At 34.4% G+C, this 16,408-nt stretch carries 19 protein-coding genes; all 19 read left to right on the top strand.

Annotated features, from left to right (window positions below):
• The first annotated feature begins 144 nt into the window (after nt 1–144).
• Entirely contained in the window at nt 145–687 is a 543-nt protein-coding gene (gene pilL2, locus A9G40_RS11555) for a PFGI-1 class ICE element type IV pilus protein PilL2 (RefSeq protein ID WP_065583157.1), read from the top strand.
• Nucleotides 684–1,475, top strand: a complete 792-nt coding sequence (locus tag A9G40_RS11550; RefSeq protein WP_065583156.1) for a hypothetical protein — start codon at nt 684–686, stop codon at nt 1,473–1,475. The genes pilL2 and A9G40_RS11550 overlap by 4 nt, the downstream gene beginning before the upstream one ends.
• Nucleotides 1,476–1,484: 9 nt before the next feature.
• Entirely contained in the window at nt 1,485–2,249 is a 765-nt protein-coding gene (locus A9G40_RS11545) for a TIGR03759 family integrating conjugative element protein (RefSeq protein ID WP_081302248.1), read from the top strand.
• Nucleotides 2,249–2,764 (top strand): PFL_4695 family integrating conjugative element protein, encoded by a 516-nt coding sequence (locus A9G40_RS11540; RefSeq protein ID WP_065583155.1) that lies wholly within the window; start codon nt 2,249–2,251, stop codon nt 2,762–2,764. Before A9G40_RS11545 ends, A9G40_RS11540 begins: the two co-directional genes overlap by 1 nt.
• 16 nt (nt 2,765–2,780) lie before the next feature.
• Complete coding sequence (traD, locus tag A9G40_RS11535; protein ID WP_065583154.1) at nt 2,781–4,958, top strand: type IV conjugative transfer system coupling protein TraD; 2,178 nt, start codon at nt 2,781–2,783, stop codon at nt 4,956–4,958.
• Nucleotides 4,958–5,653: a TIGR03747 family integrating conjugative element membrane protein gene (locus A9G40_RS11530; protein WP_065583153.1), complete on the top strand. Its 696-nt coding sequence runs from the start codon at nt 4,958–4,960 to the stop codon at nt 5,651–5,653. The genes traD and A9G40_RS11530 overlap by 1 nt, the downstream gene beginning before the upstream one ends.
• Before the next feature lie 95 nt (nt 5,654–5,748).
• On the top strand, nt 5,749–6,060 hold the full coding sequence (locus A9G40_RS11525; RefSeq protein ID WP_065583152.1) for an integrative conjugative element protein, RAQPRD family: 312 nt from the start codon (nt 5,749–5,751) through the stop codon (nt 6,058–6,060).
• Nucleotides 6,053–6,298 (top strand): DUF3262 family protein, encoded by a 246-nt coding sequence (locus A9G40_RS11520; protein WP_065583151.1) that lies wholly within the window; start codon nt 6,053–6,055, stop codon nt 6,296–6,298. Before A9G40_RS11525 ends, A9G40_RS11520 begins: the two co-directional genes overlap by 8 nt.
• A gap of 23 nt (nt 6,299–6,321) precedes the next feature.
• Nucleotides 6,322–6,699: a TIGR03745 family integrating conjugative element membrane protein gene (locus A9G40_RS11515; protein WP_065583150.1), complete on the top strand. Its 378-nt coding sequence runs from the start codon at nt 6,322–6,324 to the stop codon at nt 6,697–6,699.
• A 16-nt stretch (nt 6,700–6,715) separates the two neighbouring features.
• Nucleotides 6,716–7,090 (top strand): TIGR03750 family conjugal transfer protein, encoded by a 375-nt coding sequence (locus A9G40_RS11510; protein WP_081302247.1) that lies wholly within the window; start codon nt 6,716–6,718, stop codon nt 7,088–7,090.
• Complete coding sequence (locus A9G40_RS11505; RefSeq protein WP_065583149.1) at nt 7,087–7,755, top strand: PFL_4703 family integrating conjugative element protein; 669 nt, start codon at nt 7,087–7,089, stop codon at nt 7,753–7,755. The genes A9G40_RS11510 and A9G40_RS11505 overlap by 4 nt, the downstream gene beginning before the upstream one ends.
• Nucleotides 7,748–8,569 carry a TIGR03749 family integrating conjugative element protein gene (locus A9G40_RS11500; RefSeq protein WP_065583148.1) on the top strand — a complete coding sequence of 274 codons (822 nt, stop codon included), beginning with the start codon at nt 7,748–7,750 and terminating at the stop codon, nt 8,567–8,569. Before A9G40_RS11505 ends, A9G40_RS11500 begins: the two co-directional genes overlap by 8 nt.
• 1 nt (nt 8,570) lies before the next feature.
• Entirely contained in the window at nt 8,571–9,992 is a 1,422-nt protein-coding gene (locus A9G40_RS11495) for a TIGR03752 family integrating conjugative element protein (RefSeq protein WP_065583147.1), read from the top strand.
• On the top strand, nt 9,992–10,405 hold the full coding sequence (locus A9G40_RS11490; RefSeq protein WP_065583146.1) for a TIGR03751 family conjugal transfer lipoprotein: 414 nt from the start codon (nt 9,992–9,994) through the stop codon (nt 10,403–10,405). The genes A9G40_RS11495 and A9G40_RS11490 overlap by 1 nt, the downstream gene beginning before the upstream one ends.
• Nucleotides 10,405–13,170 carry a conjugative transfer ATPase gene (locus A9G40_RS11485; protein WP_081302246.1) on the top strand — a complete coding sequence of 922 codons (2,766 nt, stop codon included), beginning with the start codon at nt 10,405–10,407 and terminating at the stop codon, nt 13,168–13,170. Before A9G40_RS11490 ends, A9G40_RS11485 begins: the two co-directional genes overlap by 1 nt.
• On the top strand, nt 13,170–13,562 hold the full coding sequence (locus A9G40_RS11480) for a hypothetical protein (RefSeq protein WP_065583145.1): 393 nt from the start codon (nt 13,170–13,172) through the stop codon (nt 13,560–13,562). Before A9G40_RS11485 ends, A9G40_RS11480 begins: the two co-directional genes overlap by 1 nt.
• Nucleotides 13,559–13,972, top strand: coding sequence for a TIGR03757 family integrating conjugative element protein (locus A9G40_RS14425; RefSeq protein WP_081302245.1), 414 nt, complete (start codon nt 13,559–13,561; stop codon nt 13,970–13,972). The genes A9G40_RS11480 and A9G40_RS14425 overlap by 4 nt, the downstream gene beginning before the upstream one ends.
• Complete coding sequence (locus tag A9G40_RS11470; protein ID WP_065583144.1) at nt 13,969–14,901, top strand: TIGR03756 family integrating conjugative element protein; 933 nt, start codon at nt 13,969–13,971, stop codon at nt 14,899–14,901. The genes A9G40_RS14425 and A9G40_RS11470 overlap by 4 nt, the downstream gene beginning before the upstream one ends.
• A 5-nt stretch (nt 14,902–14,906) precedes the next feature.
• Nucleotides 14,907–16,223 carry an integrating conjugative element protein gene (locus A9G40_RS11465; protein WP_176700491.1) on the top strand — a complete coding sequence of 439 codons (1,317 nt, stop codon included), beginning with the start codon at nt 14,907–14,909 and terminating at the stop codon, nt 16,221–16,223.
• The last annotated feature ends 185 nt before the right edge of the window (nt 16,224–16,408 follow it).

The raw sequence follows: 16,408 nt of genomic DNA, 5'->3' as shown, positions 1-16,408 counted from the left end.
ATATTAATTATATATATACTTGAAAACAAAAAGCCCATTTTATAAATGGGTTTTTTTGTCATATTCAGAATTGATTTATTTGTTTACTCAGTCATCATTGCATTTTACCTTTCTACTTTCTACATTAATCTAAAGGTAAATACAATGAAAATCGCTATCTCTATGTTAGCATTGCTTCCAATATTTGTATTAACAGCATGTACAAATAACTCTAAAACTATTAGTTCTAAGTCTAAAATAGAATCTAAACCTACACCAGTTTTACAGACAGATCGATATACCATTGTTGAACTAGATGATCCAATTCATAAATATGTTTTAGATCAAATTATTAATATTTCACTACCTAAAAATTTAAATTTAACAGTTAAAGATGGAATGGAATATGCTTTAAAACAATCAGGTTATTCTCTTTGCACTAACTCAGATATCAATGTTCTTTATGAAAGCACTTTACCTAAAGTTCAATATAAAATGGGGCCAATTTTATTAAATGATGCACTACATGTTATGGCTGGCCCTGCTTGGAATTTAGATGTTAATGACGTTGAACGAGAAATCTGTTTTCATCTAAAAAAAGGATATTCTCGAAAACAACAACCTATTTCTTCAGTTAAACAAGAACCTCAATTTGATACTTATCAAGTACCTCCTCGAATGATAGAAACAAAAGGAGGCGAAAAATGAAGGATACGCTAATAAATAAATTAAATATAAACCAACCTATTACAATAACTAAAAAAATGGTAGTTTTAATATGTGGTGTATTTGTAATCTTGTTTATATTAATAGCGATAGCATTGCATTTATCTCTCCTTAACATTGATAAAACATCTAATAACTATAAAGAACTGGAAGATAAAATAAACACAAATAATATAAGTATAAACAGTATTAACACATTGGAAAAAAAATTAGATGAAATTCAATTAGAGCAGAAAAAAATCAATGTAGATTATGACAATTTAAATACACGTTCAGCACGCAGTCAACAAGATATAACGTCATTGCAACTAATTCTAAATGATAAAAATCTCGATAGTAAATTAGATAATTTTGAAACAGCTATCGCAAATATTGAAGTTGAGTTAGAAGCAGTTAAGAATGTTCAAAAAATGCAACAAGAATCATTAGATGGCGTTGTTGCCTCTTTCCAACAATTTAAAGATCAGATTATACAAAAAATTACAGTGATGCTATCAAATAACAATAGCAAGTCAACAAATACAACAAGAAGTAATATAAAGGCTAAAACTGCAACGGCAATAAATTTTAAATATCAATTATCTAGCATTGAATTTAGAGCAGGTGAATTAGTGGCTGTATTTCTACCTAAAAATGCAACATCTTTATCAGCGTTAAAATTTGTAAATGAAGGTGAACTGCTCGATTCTTGGAAAGTTGCAAAAATTGATAAAAACTCTGTGAAATTAATAAATAGTAAGCAGCAAACGCATACCCTGACAATAGATTAAGGAGTAAATATGATACTAAAAAAACAAATATTGTTTGTATTGCTATTAAGTTTTGTTTCTTGGGATTTATTAGCTAATTCTCAACTAGTTTCAAAGGATCTTGATTCCACAGAATCGGTTGAAAAATCTGATGAAGAATCTCGGAATACACAAGAAGAAAGAATTAAAGAGAAAGCATCTTATTGGGGATTGACCGTTACAGAATGGCAAAAATATGAAAAACTGATTAATGAAGGAGGGCGGCGTTATTGGTCTCCTAATCTTGATCCTCTAACTACCCTTGGAGTTGAATCTGAAACTCAAGACGAACGAGAGTATTACGCAAAATTATTAGCCAAAAAAGAATTTGAACGAACAACTAAAGAACTCGAATTTCAGCGAGTTTATGATCGTATGTTTAAAAAACTTTATACAAACGTGTTACCTATTGAATTGGATGATAATCCTAATTTTGTAGCACCTCTAAATTACGATGGGGACAGAATGATTTTATTTATTGATATCAATGATAATGTAAGAGGTGAAAAATTATTAGGTAAGGCATTAAAAACGCATAAAGAAATGGATGTTTATTTGCTGAATACCAAACATGACGATCAAGCTGTCCAAAGGTGGGCTAGTCTAAATCATCTCCCGATTGATAAAGTAAAAAGTGGTGAAATTACATTAAATCACAATAGTGGTCAGTGGGAACAAATCGGAAAAAATACCTTGCCAATTTTAGTACAAAATCAGGGTGGCAAATGGAGACAAATTGAATTGGGTGATTTGTAATGATTATAAACAAAAAAACATTAATTTTTATTATCTCTATAACAACTCATTCTGCAATAGCTGATTTGAATGTAATCAGTGATTATGGCGGTAATTCGATGGGTGTGTATTATGAAATGTTAGATCCTCAAGATGAATATAGTGAGCAACAACAGCAATTTTTAGCTCCTGAAAACATGAAAATTGATGAGGGAACCTATTTACCAGTGCATAGTGAAAAACTTTCTCCTGGTCAGTTTGAATCATATTCAATTGATTATCCGACATTGCAACCTTTTATCATTATTGGTGCAGATGATCTCTCAGTTGAATGGTTAAAGATGAGGAATGATTATTTAGAGTCAATAAATGGTATTGTTGCCGTTGCTGTAAACATAGATAATGTCAATCAGATTAAAACATTAAAATCCCTTACTAATATTCCTATATACGCAATGTCTGGCGATGAACTCGCAGAGAAGTTTCAAATAACATCATATCCAGCTCTAGTTACTGCGAAAAGTATTGAACAATGATTATGGGAATAACATCATGAGTAATGAGCACAATATTGAGGCAATATTTAGACCCGCTTCTGAGCTGTATAGTGCTGTAACATCAATCAGTTGTGCATTTATTTGTCTTGTTGCCCCCTGGGCTGTAGCGTTATCAACTTCTGTTAATGCTGGTGTTGCAGGCGCTTTTTTATTGTTCGGCATTTATAGGGCTAAGCAAGGTATTACCATTATTCGTTATAAACGGAATATAAAACGTTTACCATTCTATTCTCTGACTAGTGAACAAATTCCTGTTAGCCAAAAATTTCTTTTTCTAGGGAAAGGGTTTAAATGGGAACAAAAACATTTACAACGAATTATCTTGTGCCGTCGAGAGGAATACAAACGTTTTGTTCAACCATCAGCTATATATAGAGCTGCTAGGCAATGGGAACAAAAACATGAAAAAAGCCTGATGGCAAAGTGTACTAGTTCAAATCGTTGGTTTAATCCACTGAAGCCATTACCTCCAGTCGGTGGAAACCCATTCTTACACGGTGTCGAAATTAATGAAGTCGATATCATGATGCCATTTGTCGATCGGGGCGGTCATACGTTAGTTTTGGGAACGACGGGTGTCGGAAAAACAAGATTGTTAGAAGTTCTAGTTACACAGGATATTGCAAGAGGAGACCCTGTTATTGTCATTGATCCTAAAGGAGATGCTGACTTATTAAAACGAATGTATGCAGAGGCTAAACGTAATGGTAGACAAGACGAATTTTACATATTTCATTTGGGTTACCCTGAAATTTCAGCTAGGTATAACGCTATTGGTCGTTTTAGTCGAATTACTGAAGTTGCGCAGCGTGTTTCAGCTCCGCTAGCAGGAGAAGGAAATTCTGCCGCATTTAAAGAGTTTGCGTGGCGATTTGTTAATATTGTTACCAAAGCGTTGATTGAACTGGGTCGTCGTCCCGATTATATTCAGATCAATCGTTATACAAATAACATGGATACCTTATTTTTAGAATATGCTCAGCACTATTTTGATAAGCATGATCCAAAAGCTTGGATCACTATTAGTGAAATGGCAACAAAAATTAACGATAAAAATGTTTCATTAGCAATGCGAGGAAGAGACAAGCTTGTCGTAGCCCTATATGATTATATTGCTGCTCAAAGAATACGTGATGATGTTTTAGAGGGTTTACGTTCAGCCATTCAGTACGATAAAACGTATTTTGATAAAATTGTTGCCTCATTAATGCCATTTTTAGAAAAACTGACAACAGGAAAAACAGCACAATTATTAGCTCCAGATTATTTGGATATCAATGATGAAAGGCCAATTTTTGACTGGGAACAAGTGATTCGAAAAAAAGGAATAGTTTATATTGGACTTGATGCTTTATCTGATGCTGTAGTGGGTGCAGCAGTTGGAAACTCAATGCTAGCAGATCTGGTATCAATAGCTGGGTATATTTATAAATATGGTGTTGATGATGGGTTACCAGGAGAAAATAGATCTAAGATTAATGTGTGTTTGCATACTGATGAAGTAAATGAAATCATGGGAGATGAGTTTATTCCACTTGTGAACAAAGCACGAGGGGCAGGAATAAATGTTACTGCATACACACAAACCATTTCAGATATTGAAGTCAAAGTCGGGAGTGCCGCAAAAGCAGGGCAAGTACAGGGGAATTTTAATAATATAATTATGTTACGTGTTCGTGAAACAAAAACAGCAGAACTTATTACATCACAACTTCCTAAAGTTGATATCTACAAAAATACGGTAGTATCAGGTGCAAGCGATACGCCGAGTCCAGATACAAAAACGGATTTTACATCGAGTACACAGGACAGAATTAGTACTGAGTCAATGCCATTACTTGAGCCGTCAGAACTAATACAGTTGCCGAGAGGACAAGCATTTGTATTAACGAATGGAGGGGTTTTATATAAAGTTCGTATGCCACTTCCGTCCCAAGAGAAAGATATCATGATGCCTGATTCAATCAATACACTTTCTAAAGAAATGGCAAAAAGTTATTCAACAGGTGAACAATGGTGGGTAAATTCAAATTCAGTATGGGAAAAGCCTGAAATAGATAATGATTCAGATATTAATTGTCCTGAAGAAAATGAATTACCTCTTCATCTAGAATTGGATATTGATGATAATGAAAAAGCTTTTTTACATACTTTAGAGGAGAAAGATGAATAATGGCCAATGTTGAACAATCTGATTCAAGTTCTAAACCCAGAAAAAAAGGATTTATTTCATCTATACTTTCTACACTTTTTTTTTCACTTCTTATAAGCATTGTTATTGAATGTATTGGTATAACGTTTTTTTGGACTGAACTCGGTGATAGTCATAGCGAAGAAATGCTCAATGTTGAGTTTAGTTATCTTGAACAAGACTTTGTCAATAGCTTTATTCTGTCTGAGCCTGTAGTTTTTGCTGAAAATATTATTACCAATACATATCAATTTATTGCTGTTAAAACAGGATTGATTGAAATAGTAAATGGAACAGTGAACGATGAAAGCTCGACTGTTTATAAATATATTAATTCGGTTGGCGTTTATGTAAAAGCCATTATTAATATTATATTGGTTTTTTTGGTTCGCTTAGTTATTTTGACTCTTTCAATACCAATTTTTATTCTTGCTGCTATTGTTGGTTGTGTAGACGGTCTGGTTCGGCGAGACATTCGGCGGTTCGGGGCAGGTCGTGAATCAAGTTTTCTATATTATCATTCTAAAGCATGGATAAAGCCTTTGTTAATTTTATCATGGCTTATCTATTTATCAGTTCCTTTCACAATCCATCCAAATGCCGTTTTTATTCCCATGGCCTTTTTATTTGGTCTCAGTATTAGTATTACATTTGGTTCATTTAAGAAATATTTGTAAGCCAATTTTTTTTAAAAAATCAAAAAAGATTTAATTGATGTTTTTCGCATATTAATCATTATAGTAGAAATCCAGTTTAAAACTGGAGAAAAAATATGCGAAAGCATCCTAACATAATTCTTTCAATAGTTGGTTTATCTTTATTGTTAAGCTCAAATTTGAGTGTTGCAAATGAAAAAGAAGAACTTGCATTAGTGTTGAAACAACTGAAGCAGGTTAAAAAATCATTAATAAAAAGCGAAATTGTATCGGGAACCGAGCAGTCAGAACGTTATCATTTTAATTATAAAGCAATACAAAATGATATTGATCATGTTATGCACGGTATCGAAAGCTACATATCACCGACAAGATCTCAACCCCGTTCGAACTTTCCAGCGATTGACGGCGAATATCAAAATGAATGATATCAAAGAAAAAACCTATAAGGCATTTAAAGATGCTGCAACATTTACAATGGATGACTCATTTAACTTTTTTGGTGCGGTATGTTTTGCGGTAGGTCTATTTTTAATTGCGATCATTATTTTATGTCTTTTGAAAGGGTTAGGCGATGAAAGTGTCAAAATTGATGATTTTCCGCCAATTATTATTCGTGCTGTGGTTCTAGTCTTGATTCTGATGTCTTTCATTTATTTTCAGTAAAATTTTAAAGGAGAAAAAAATTCATGTTCAAAAAAGCAAAAAAATTATTTCAAGTAAAAAATAATAAGATGTCTATAAAACTAATATTACTGTCTTTAGCTTTATGGGGACAAAATGCGTTGGCAAAAATGCCGAAGATAGATGATCCCACACAAGGGAAAAAAAGCGGATTTTTAGCAAATATGCAAGCATATATATATGACGGTTTCGTTTTTGGCGGATTGATTATCGTTGGCGGTGTTTTTATTGTCGCAGCAAAAAATATCATCGTTGAGTATAACAATATCGGTGAAGGGAAAGGGTCTTGGGCAAAGCTAGGCACTTTAGTTGTTATAGGTATTGTATTAGTTGTCGCTTGTATTTGGCTTGCAACATTGGCTGCTGAAACACTGCAAGATTAATAGAAAGGTAAATAAGATGAAAGAGAATGACATTGATATGCTTCCTGACCGCCTCAACCGTATGCCTGTAGTCTATAAGGGCATGACAGTCCGTGAAATATCGTTGATGGTAGGGGTTGGTGCAATTATTGGTGGTTTGTTCGGAATTATCTTATTTATCTTATTTGGTCGCTGGGTGTTAATTCCCTCAGCGATCGTTTTCATGCCATTGCCAACCCTTTTTTTTGGTGGAAATAAGGTTACTAAATTAAAGCGAGGTAAACCAGAAACCTGGTTTGCACGGTCTATTGATTTGTTTTTCGCCAAAAAAGGATTCAATGGAAATAATCTAATTTTTAATGATCAAGAATTTATCGTTAGACGAAAAAACAATAAGGTAAAAAATAAATGAAATATTTACACGCACTTACAGGGCGAGATAAACACATCCAATCACTGAGATTTGTGATTATTGTATTGCTTGTAATTATTTTAGCTATGACTTGGGGCTGGCGGTCAGCGCCTAAACATTTGACTATTCATATTCCTCCCGATACTCGTTCAGGTAGTACTAGGCTTTGGTCAGATATAGATCCAAGTAACATTTATGGATTTGCGTTTTATATTTTTCAGCAACTACATAATTGGCCAACAAACGGCGAAGTTGATTATAAACGTAATATTAATACGCTTACTCCGTTTTTGACACCTCAATGTAAATCACAGTTATTGAATGAATATGAGGAAAGAAGGCAGGGTGGTGAACTAAGAGAACGGGCTCGAAACATTGCTGAAATTGACGGGCGCGGTATTAATTCAGGAATTAAAAATTACGAAACAAATCAACTTGAGCCTCGAGTGAAAATTTTATCAGATAAAGCCTGGATTGTGACATTCGATTTATACATTGATGAATATTACAAAGGGGAAGCTGTTAAACGAGCAATGGTTCGTTATCCACTTAGTGTTGTTAAGAGTGATACAAATCCAGAAGAAAATCCCTGGGGTTTAAAGCTTAATTGCTATGCAAGTCAACCGTTAAGACTCACTTCGTCTACAGGAGAACACAATGAATAATAAGATGATTATAAAACTTTCTCAACTAATCATAACATTATTTATTTTTGTATCGTCAATCAATAATGCTATTGCTGTTGAATTAATTACATGGGACAGAACACCTATTAAAATTACTATTAATCAAAATGATGAAAGAATGGTAATTTTAGAAAGAAATATATCAGTCGGATTACCTGCCTCATTACAAGATAAGCTTCGAGTACAAAGCCTAGGAGGCGTTATATATTTAAAAAGCAATGCGCCATTTACTGAAACTCGATTAATGTTAAAAGACCTTGAAACAGGTGAAATTATTTTAATTGATTTGACGGGAAATGGACCATCTAAAACGAAATTAGAAACAATTAAAATCACGACTGATAGCGATGCTAATTTACAAAAAACAGAAAAAAATTATGTAACTGAGCATGATGAGCAAACATTACTACCAGTTCCTGTTTTACTTACTCGATATGCTGCACAAAACTATTATGCTCCGTTGCGTGCAATTGAAAAAGTACCTGGTATTAAACAAATTTCTATGTCTTTACCTCCATTATTAACTAGGCTGGTACCACAGCTTCCTATCAGTGCTGAGCCAAAATCAGTGTGGCGTTTAAAAAATTATGAAGTTGTCGCAATTAAATTAGTTAATCAGAGTAAAAATCATGTCAATTTAGATGCAAGATTGTTACAAGGCAACTTTTATTCTGCAACATTTCAACACAACACATTAGGTCCTAATGGTGATCCGACAGATACAACAATGCTTTATATTGTTACTAAAGGTAAAGTAATCAATGCATTTTTACCTGAATTAAGAGAGGAATAATATGGCGACAATTAAAGGAAATAAGCTGTTACCTCTTATCGTTGGTGGAGTAATATTAGTTGGAATTTTTATTGTAGTCATTGCAAATAAAAATAAAAAAAATGAATCTTCATCAAGTGATGAAATAGTTGAAATAGCTGATTTAAATGAAGAAGATTTATCCGTACTAGGCATTACAGGCGATACTGAAAAAGATACAGTTCAGACGCTAGTGACGCTAGTTAAGACTCTAAAAAAGGATCAAGCGGATATAGTAAGTGAACTGAAAAAATTAAAATCCGAAAATGAAAATTTGAAAAAGACAAGAGTACCACAGTACAAGATAGAGCCACCATCAAATGATTCAAAATCTAATGAGCCTACGGAGCTGGAAAAAAAAGTTTCAATTCTAACAGATAAGCTTAATAAATTAGCATCAAACTCCCCTATATCTAGTTCTAGTGAAACACCTGATTTAAAACAATCAAAACCAGTTTCAATCCCAATAGGAAGAGGGCAAACGAGTAGTAAAGTTGATATGGCTAATGATGATGAAATTCAATGGATTAATCCAGCTGACCAAATTGTTAGTAGCAATAAAGGTAAAAATACGACGGGATTTCAGTTCCCGACTAGCTTTGGTAGCGATCCTATTCGTTCAAAACTAAAAGACCATAAGGAGAGTATCAATCAGCCTATTGGTGAACGAAAAAATGAAAAAGATCGTCAACCATTTTATACAGTACCCGCCAATTCAACGTTAACAGGCTCTGTTTCAATGACATCATTGCTAGGTCGAGTTCCCATTGATGGTGTTGTATCTGATCCGTACCCGTTTAAAGCTGTTATTGGTCGAGATAATTTAATCTCAAATGGAATTGAATTACCACATATTGAGGGGGCGATTGTTTCTGGGACAGCCTCTGGTGATTACGTTTTATCTTGTGTAAGAGGCAACGTTAAATCAATTACATTTGTTTTTGATGATGGGCGAATTATAACGATCCCTGATTCCTCAAAAAATAGCAAAGATGAAAGTATTGGGTGGTTATCTGACGAATACGGTATTCCATGTGTTTCGGGAGAAATTAAATCTAATGCTAGCCAATATTTATCAACTGTAATAGGTCTAGGTACAGCAGCAGCTGCTGCAGATGCAATGGCTCAACAAAATACTACTGTTGTAACAGATGGCTCAAATGTTACCAATGCCGTTACAGGTAATAATGGTCAATACGTTTTAGGAAAAGGACTGAGTGGCGGAATTAATCAAACAATTGATTGGTTAAATAAACGCTATGGGCAAACTTTTGATGCTGTTTATGTCCCTCCTGGTAAAGAAATTGCCATTCACATTAGCAAGGAGCTGCAAATTGATTATTTATTTGATGGCAGATTTGTTGATTATGAGATGAATATTAAAAAAATGGGAGGGCTTGATTAATGAAACAGAAAAAAAAATTAACACTATTTTTATTAACTTTTGGCACAGCTCTATTTTTATTATCTGGTTGTAGTACTTCAAAAGAAAAAATGTTTCCTCATAACAGTGAAACAATGAATGACATTTACAATAGGAAATCAGGCGGAAGTGCTTCTCAACTATTTGATAATCGACTTCAACTTAGACGAGACGTTGATAATTTAACGCAAAATGTTGAAGTGGTAACGCATACACGCACAGCAGAACAAGAAATTAATAATCTTTTTCAACGATTACCAAATCCCGATTTAGTCATGTATGTCTATCCTCATTTGACTGACGGAAAAGTTCCAGTTCCTGGTTATTCAACAGTATTTCCATTTTATGCGGAAGTGCAATATGCAATGCCAGGTGAGAGGGTGGAGAATTACTAATGAAGTTATTTGGTAAGAAAAAAGTTTCACAAAAAGAAGTTCAAGAGAAAAGACCGAAACGCAAAGGAAATTTGACTCATAGTCATAAAAAAAACTGTCTTTATGCCAATAATGGAAAAAAATCAATTATTGATTTTTTGCCTTGGATTGAATTTGATGAAGAGCATAATTCAATTTTATTAGAAGATGGTCGATCTGTCGGTGCTGTTTTTGAAATTACACCCTATGGCACTGAAGCAAAACCAACATCTAAACTTCGTGATATCAGTGATATTGTAACAAACAGTATTGAGGACTCTTTTGATGAACGAGATATGAACCCATGGGTTATACAATATTTTTGTCAAGATGAAGATAATTTACAAGATTATATCTCTTTATTAAAACAATATCCTAGATCGCATGCTCAAGGCACTGAATTTACAAAAAAATGGCTAGATATTATGGAATATCATTTAGATAGTATCACTAAAAGTGATGGTCTTTTTTTTGATAACACAGTGACAAAAACACCGTGGAGAGGAAAGGTTCGGAAAACGAGGTTAGTTGTATATCGGTATATCGGACCCAAAGAACGTGAAGATTTAAATGCACAAGAAAAGCTAGATATTGTTTGTAACAATTTGATACTTGCATTAAAAGGGGCTGGAATTGTTGTTAAGAGATTAGGGAAAAATGAGGTTTCTCGATGGTTAGCTCAAATATTTAATCCCGCCCCTTTACAAGGTAAAAAAGATTTTATTAAGCAATTAATGGATGATCAAAAACAGGCTGATGAACTGCCGATCATTAATGATTTTGCCGAAAGCCTTTTCTACAGTGAACCAGAGATTAAAGAGGGTTACTGGCATTTTGATAATATTCCTCACGCGGTTGTTATGGTGGATCGATTAAAAACACCACCCAAAATTGGTCATATTACAGGCGAGACAAGTAAAGCGGACGGAATAAATGCACTTTTTGATGTATTGCCTGAATCAACAATGATGAGTTTAACAATTGTAACTCATCCACAGGACAGGTTAGAAGAACATATCAATTTTGTGCGAGGTAAAGCCATCGGTGAGAATGCTGAATCGTTGTCTGTAAAAGAAGATTGTGACGAAGCAATGGAGTATATCAGGCAACGAGAAAAAATGTATTACAGCTCTATTGCATTTTATGTGAAAGATTCAAGTATCAGTGGATTGAAACGTAAAATACAGGGGCTGAGTTCAGTACTTAATAATAATGGGCTTGTTACTGTAGCTGAAGCTAATGAAGTTGCTTCCGCATCGTCATTTTTAAGATGGTTACCTATGAATTATAACCCTCAAAATGACATAAAACGACTGTATGTTAAATTTAATTGGTGCAAGCATTTAGCCAATTTATTACCTGTTTTGGGTCGAAGTAGTGGAACAGGTCATTCTGGTGTGACATTTTTCAACCGAGGTGGAGAGCCGTTGAGTTACGATCCTATGCTCGATAAAGCACAAAATGGTCATAAACTTATTTTAGGGCCAACAGGGGCGGGTAAATCAGCAACTCTGAATATCGAAATAGCACAGCTTGTTGCTATGTACCGTCCTCGAACAATTATTGTTGAAACAGGTAATTCTTTTGGTCTTCTTGTTGATTTTATGGAGCGGTTTGGGGTCAGTGTTCATCGAGTAAGTTTAAAGCCTGGAAGCGGTGTAGTGCTTAATCCTTTAGCTGATTCTCATTTAATTTTACAAAATAAAGATATTCAGTTTGAAATTGATGAAAACAATTTGAGCGATGACATTGTTAATGAAGCACTGGAACAAAATGAAGAAGATGATGCACAACGAGATGTACTCGGTGAAATAGAAATTTCTATACGTTTAATGATCACAGGAGGAGAAGAACGGGAAGATGAATTACTGCGTCGTTCAGATAGAGCAATGATTAGACAAGCTATAGTTATGGCTGCTCGAGTTGCTTATGATGAAAGACGGCAAGCTGTTCCCAGTGATGTTCAAGAGGCATTATTTACCTTAAGCAAAGATGCTCATTTACCTGAAGCTAGGCGTGCAAAGGCATATGAAATGGGTGAATCATTAAGTATGTTCACTCAAGGATTTGAAGGTGAAATATTTAATAAACAAGGTACACCTTGGCCAGATGTTGATGTCATTCATGTCGATTTGGCAACTTTTGCAAGGGAGGGTTATGAAGCTCAATTATCAATTGCGTATATTTCTCTTATTAATCATATCAACAATATGGGCGAACAATATCAGCACCAAGCCAGAGCTATCGTTAATATTACCGATGAGTCACATATTATTACCGTAAAACCACTAACAGCAGCATACTTAACAAAAGCGTCGAAAATGTGGCGAAAATTGGGCGTCTGGTTGTGGTTAGCTACTCAAAATATGGAAGATTTTCCAGATGCGGCATCGAAATTACTCTCGATGATCGAATGGTGGGAAATGTTAGTAACAGAATCATCTGAAGCAGAAAAAATACGTCGTTTTAAAGCATTAACAGATGAACAAATTTCAATGATCACTTCTGCTTGTAAAGCTGCTCGTCAGTACACGGAAGGCGTTGTGTTATCAAAAAATGTGGAATGCCTTTTCCGAATTGTTCCCCCAAGTCTATTTTTGGCGTTGGCAATGACAGAAAAAGATGAAAAAGCGGAGAGAATGAAACTGATGAATGAGTTTAATATTAGTGAGCTTGATGCTGCCATTAAAGTAGCTGAAAAATTAGATGAAGCTCGAGGTATTACACGAAAATATGAGGATTCATAATGAATGATAATAATTTTTTATTTAATGCAACATCATTAAAAAAATCAAATATTAATATTGATCACCGTAAAGATTTCGAACAATTCTGTTTTGAGTTATTAGGAAAAATTGGGGCAATAATTTCGACTAAATTACGTTTATGCCGCATACCTGCAGATGATCCTACAGAATTTGGAATACTGTATAAGGAGTATGCTTTAATTGCTTTTGAAGGCAAAAAATCAGCATGTTTAATCGAGGTGTCATGCAATCCCAATTTGAACAAAATTCATTGGCCACAATTAGCTGATATTGAGACAGGGAAACGACTATGCATTCATGTTGTTGATTGGATAGATGCCTTTTTACTGATTAAAAATTTGATGGCTTTAACAGAGGTGGCTGATGCATGAAACGTATATTAGGACTGATTGTATTTGTAAGTTTTCAAAGTATTGGGGCAGATATTCATAGTATTGATGTTTTTGTTAATCATGAGCAATCCAGTAGAGTTAAAAATTGTCATGATAATTGTCAAATATATGATCTAGATAGCACAGACCTGCTTTTAAACTCCTTTTTTGGTGAGTTATCGGGTGATATTGATGACGCTTATTCAGTTGTTGAAAAAAAATTAAATTTACCAGCATGGAAAGCGCATGAAGCTCAAATAATTGAAGCCCAAAAAACAATTACAAAAGCATTTTATCTCGGTATTAAAAAATACCCTGCGATTGTTATTAATGAAAAAAATGTGATTTACGGAATAACAGATGTTGCACGTGCAGTAAATGATTTTATGAGTAATGAGGATAAACGATGATAAAAAAAATAAAATGTAGCTTACTTGGACTCATAATTACTATGCCGAGTTTTGCCACATCTATTAGTACTCAACAAATAGTTCAGTCAGCTCTTTCGACTAGTTGTACTGAATATAAAATTGCTGGAACCTGTTTTTGGCTGTTTTGTTCTTACGGTTGCAAAATTCGTACATCTGTAAAAGTAAAGCATTACATCCCCGATGTTGTTATGTCTGCATATGAACACCCGTTTGAAAATCCTTGGACCGAAATTAATGCTATTACATCATCAGCAAGTTCATTAGTTGGGTCAAATATTCAAGGAGGAGGGGATACAAATAATCGTCAAGCAAATAATCGAACAAAAATTCGTTTTAAAGATGTTCAAGCAATTGGCCACCCAGGCGGTGCTGCTTTCTCTCAAATGCTATCGGGTATGGGCTACTATTGTAATAATGGGGTAACGCCATTTTATCCTTATTTTGTGAGTGAACTGGATTTTATTGCATGGCGATTAGCACTGGTTGAATCTGTATACCCAGAAGCATTAATACCAGGTAAAAGAGAAATTGGTAATTCATCTAATATGTGGGGAAACATTTATCCTCGTTCTGGTGCTGTTACTCAAAATGACGACTTCAAGGCAGGAGCGGTGGTTGTTCAACGAGGTGCTGATGTATTAACAAATAGTAATTCATTGCATGTCGTTCAAAATTACACTAAGCGTAAAAAAGATGGATTTTGGCCACCAGCTCCTGTTAAAGAGAATACGAACAATCATAAATGGCAAGAATTAGCACCAACATTGAGTATGTCATGCGGTATTTTTCCAAATATTAATGATACAGCGAGCGTTGATGGAGCTTATGTTTATGCTTTGTGGAGACCGTATGCATGTTGTAAGAGACGGGGGCAAAAATTTTTATACAGTATTGATTTTGGGGGATGATGATCATGGCAAAGAAAACAACAATGACTATAACAGCATTATTATTAACAATTAGCTCATATAGTTATGCTAATTCAACTGGAGGGATATCTGATAGCCTTTATTATCGTATCGGCGGTGGATCGGTAAAAGGATCTACATATACATTTGATAAACCCAAATCCATTATGAATATGGGCAAATGGAATTCTATGATGTGCGGTAATTTTGATATTAGCTCAACAATCTCTAATCAACTAAATGGTGTAACAGAGGGTTTTAACAATATTATGAGCGAAGTTGTTAACAATGCTAAAGGTGCTGTTGCAAGTTTACCCGCATTAGTTATACAACGAGCTAATCCTCAACTTTATGATTTGTTAACAAATGGTGTGTTACAAGCAAAATTAGATTATTCAGACATTAAGACAAGCTGCAAGCAACTTGCTGGAAAAATGGCTGATTACACAGATTCTGCCAGTTTGGTTCAAGTAGCTAAAGCTGAGAATATGGCCGAGATGTTAAATGGAAAGAAAGTTGATGCTATTCGAGTTGATAAACAAATTGATAGTGATGCAGGGAAAAATGGCATTTCATGGGTTGGAGGAGTAAAAAAAGGAGGGAAAGGACAAGATCCAATTAAAATAACAAGTGATGTCGCTTTAGCTGGCTATAACTCATTAATAAATCGAAACGTTACGGATACAACACCCGTTAGTGATGCACAAAATAAAGGGGGGGTTTATAAAACATGGAATAAACCTAGTGACGCCCAAGTGTGGTTAACTGATGTGGTTGGTGAGCGCACTATGGTAACTGATAGTGAAAATCAAAATGGTAATGATACAGGTAAGCCAGGGACGGGTTTAAGTCCCAAAACTGAAGAATATTACGAATTTTATTATAAAAAGTTGGTTGATTTAGTAAATGGTACAAAGCCTATTAGTAAAGCGGAATTAGAAGCACTAGAAGGCAGCTCCGTAAGTGTCACTCGAAGTGTCATTGAAACATTGAGGGAAGATAATGAGCGAGTTGTACTAGTGAAACGTTTAGCGAGTGAAATGGCGTTGTCTAGAACTATTGAAGAAGCGATGATGGCACGGCGTATTATGTTGGCAGGCCGTAAAGAGCCAAATGTTGCTAAAAATGAACCAGTCCAGTCTAAAATTTTGGACCAAATAGATGAACTAGATATGGAACTGAATCAAATTAAATTAGAGTACGATATGCGTAAATCCATTGCTGGCAATACTTTATCTGTCATACAAGAACGAAGGCAGCAAAGACAACAGGGCGCTATTTTGCATATCGATAATCATGAATCTTTTGACGCAAATAAATAACGAGTTAAATATGGATAAGAAAAAAATTATTAAACTTACAATTTCTCTTATTTTTTTACTTGGATTAATTTGTTACATATTATCTGTTTTTTCATTAACAGAACGTAAAGTTGCTTCTATTAATGTATTTTTGAGTAGCAATTACTATTTTTTTCTTGTAATGCGTTTGTGTATTTATTGTTTTA

It is taken from the genome of Gilliamella sp. Nev3-1 (genome assembly GCF_001690435.1).
GTDB classification, from domain to species: domain Bacteria; phylum Pseudomonadota; class Gammaproteobacteria; order Enterobacterales; family Orbaceae; genus Gilliamella; species Gilliamella apicola_C.
Note: the sequence above shows the minus strand (reverse complement) of the source record. Positions and strands in the feature narration are given on the sequence as shown.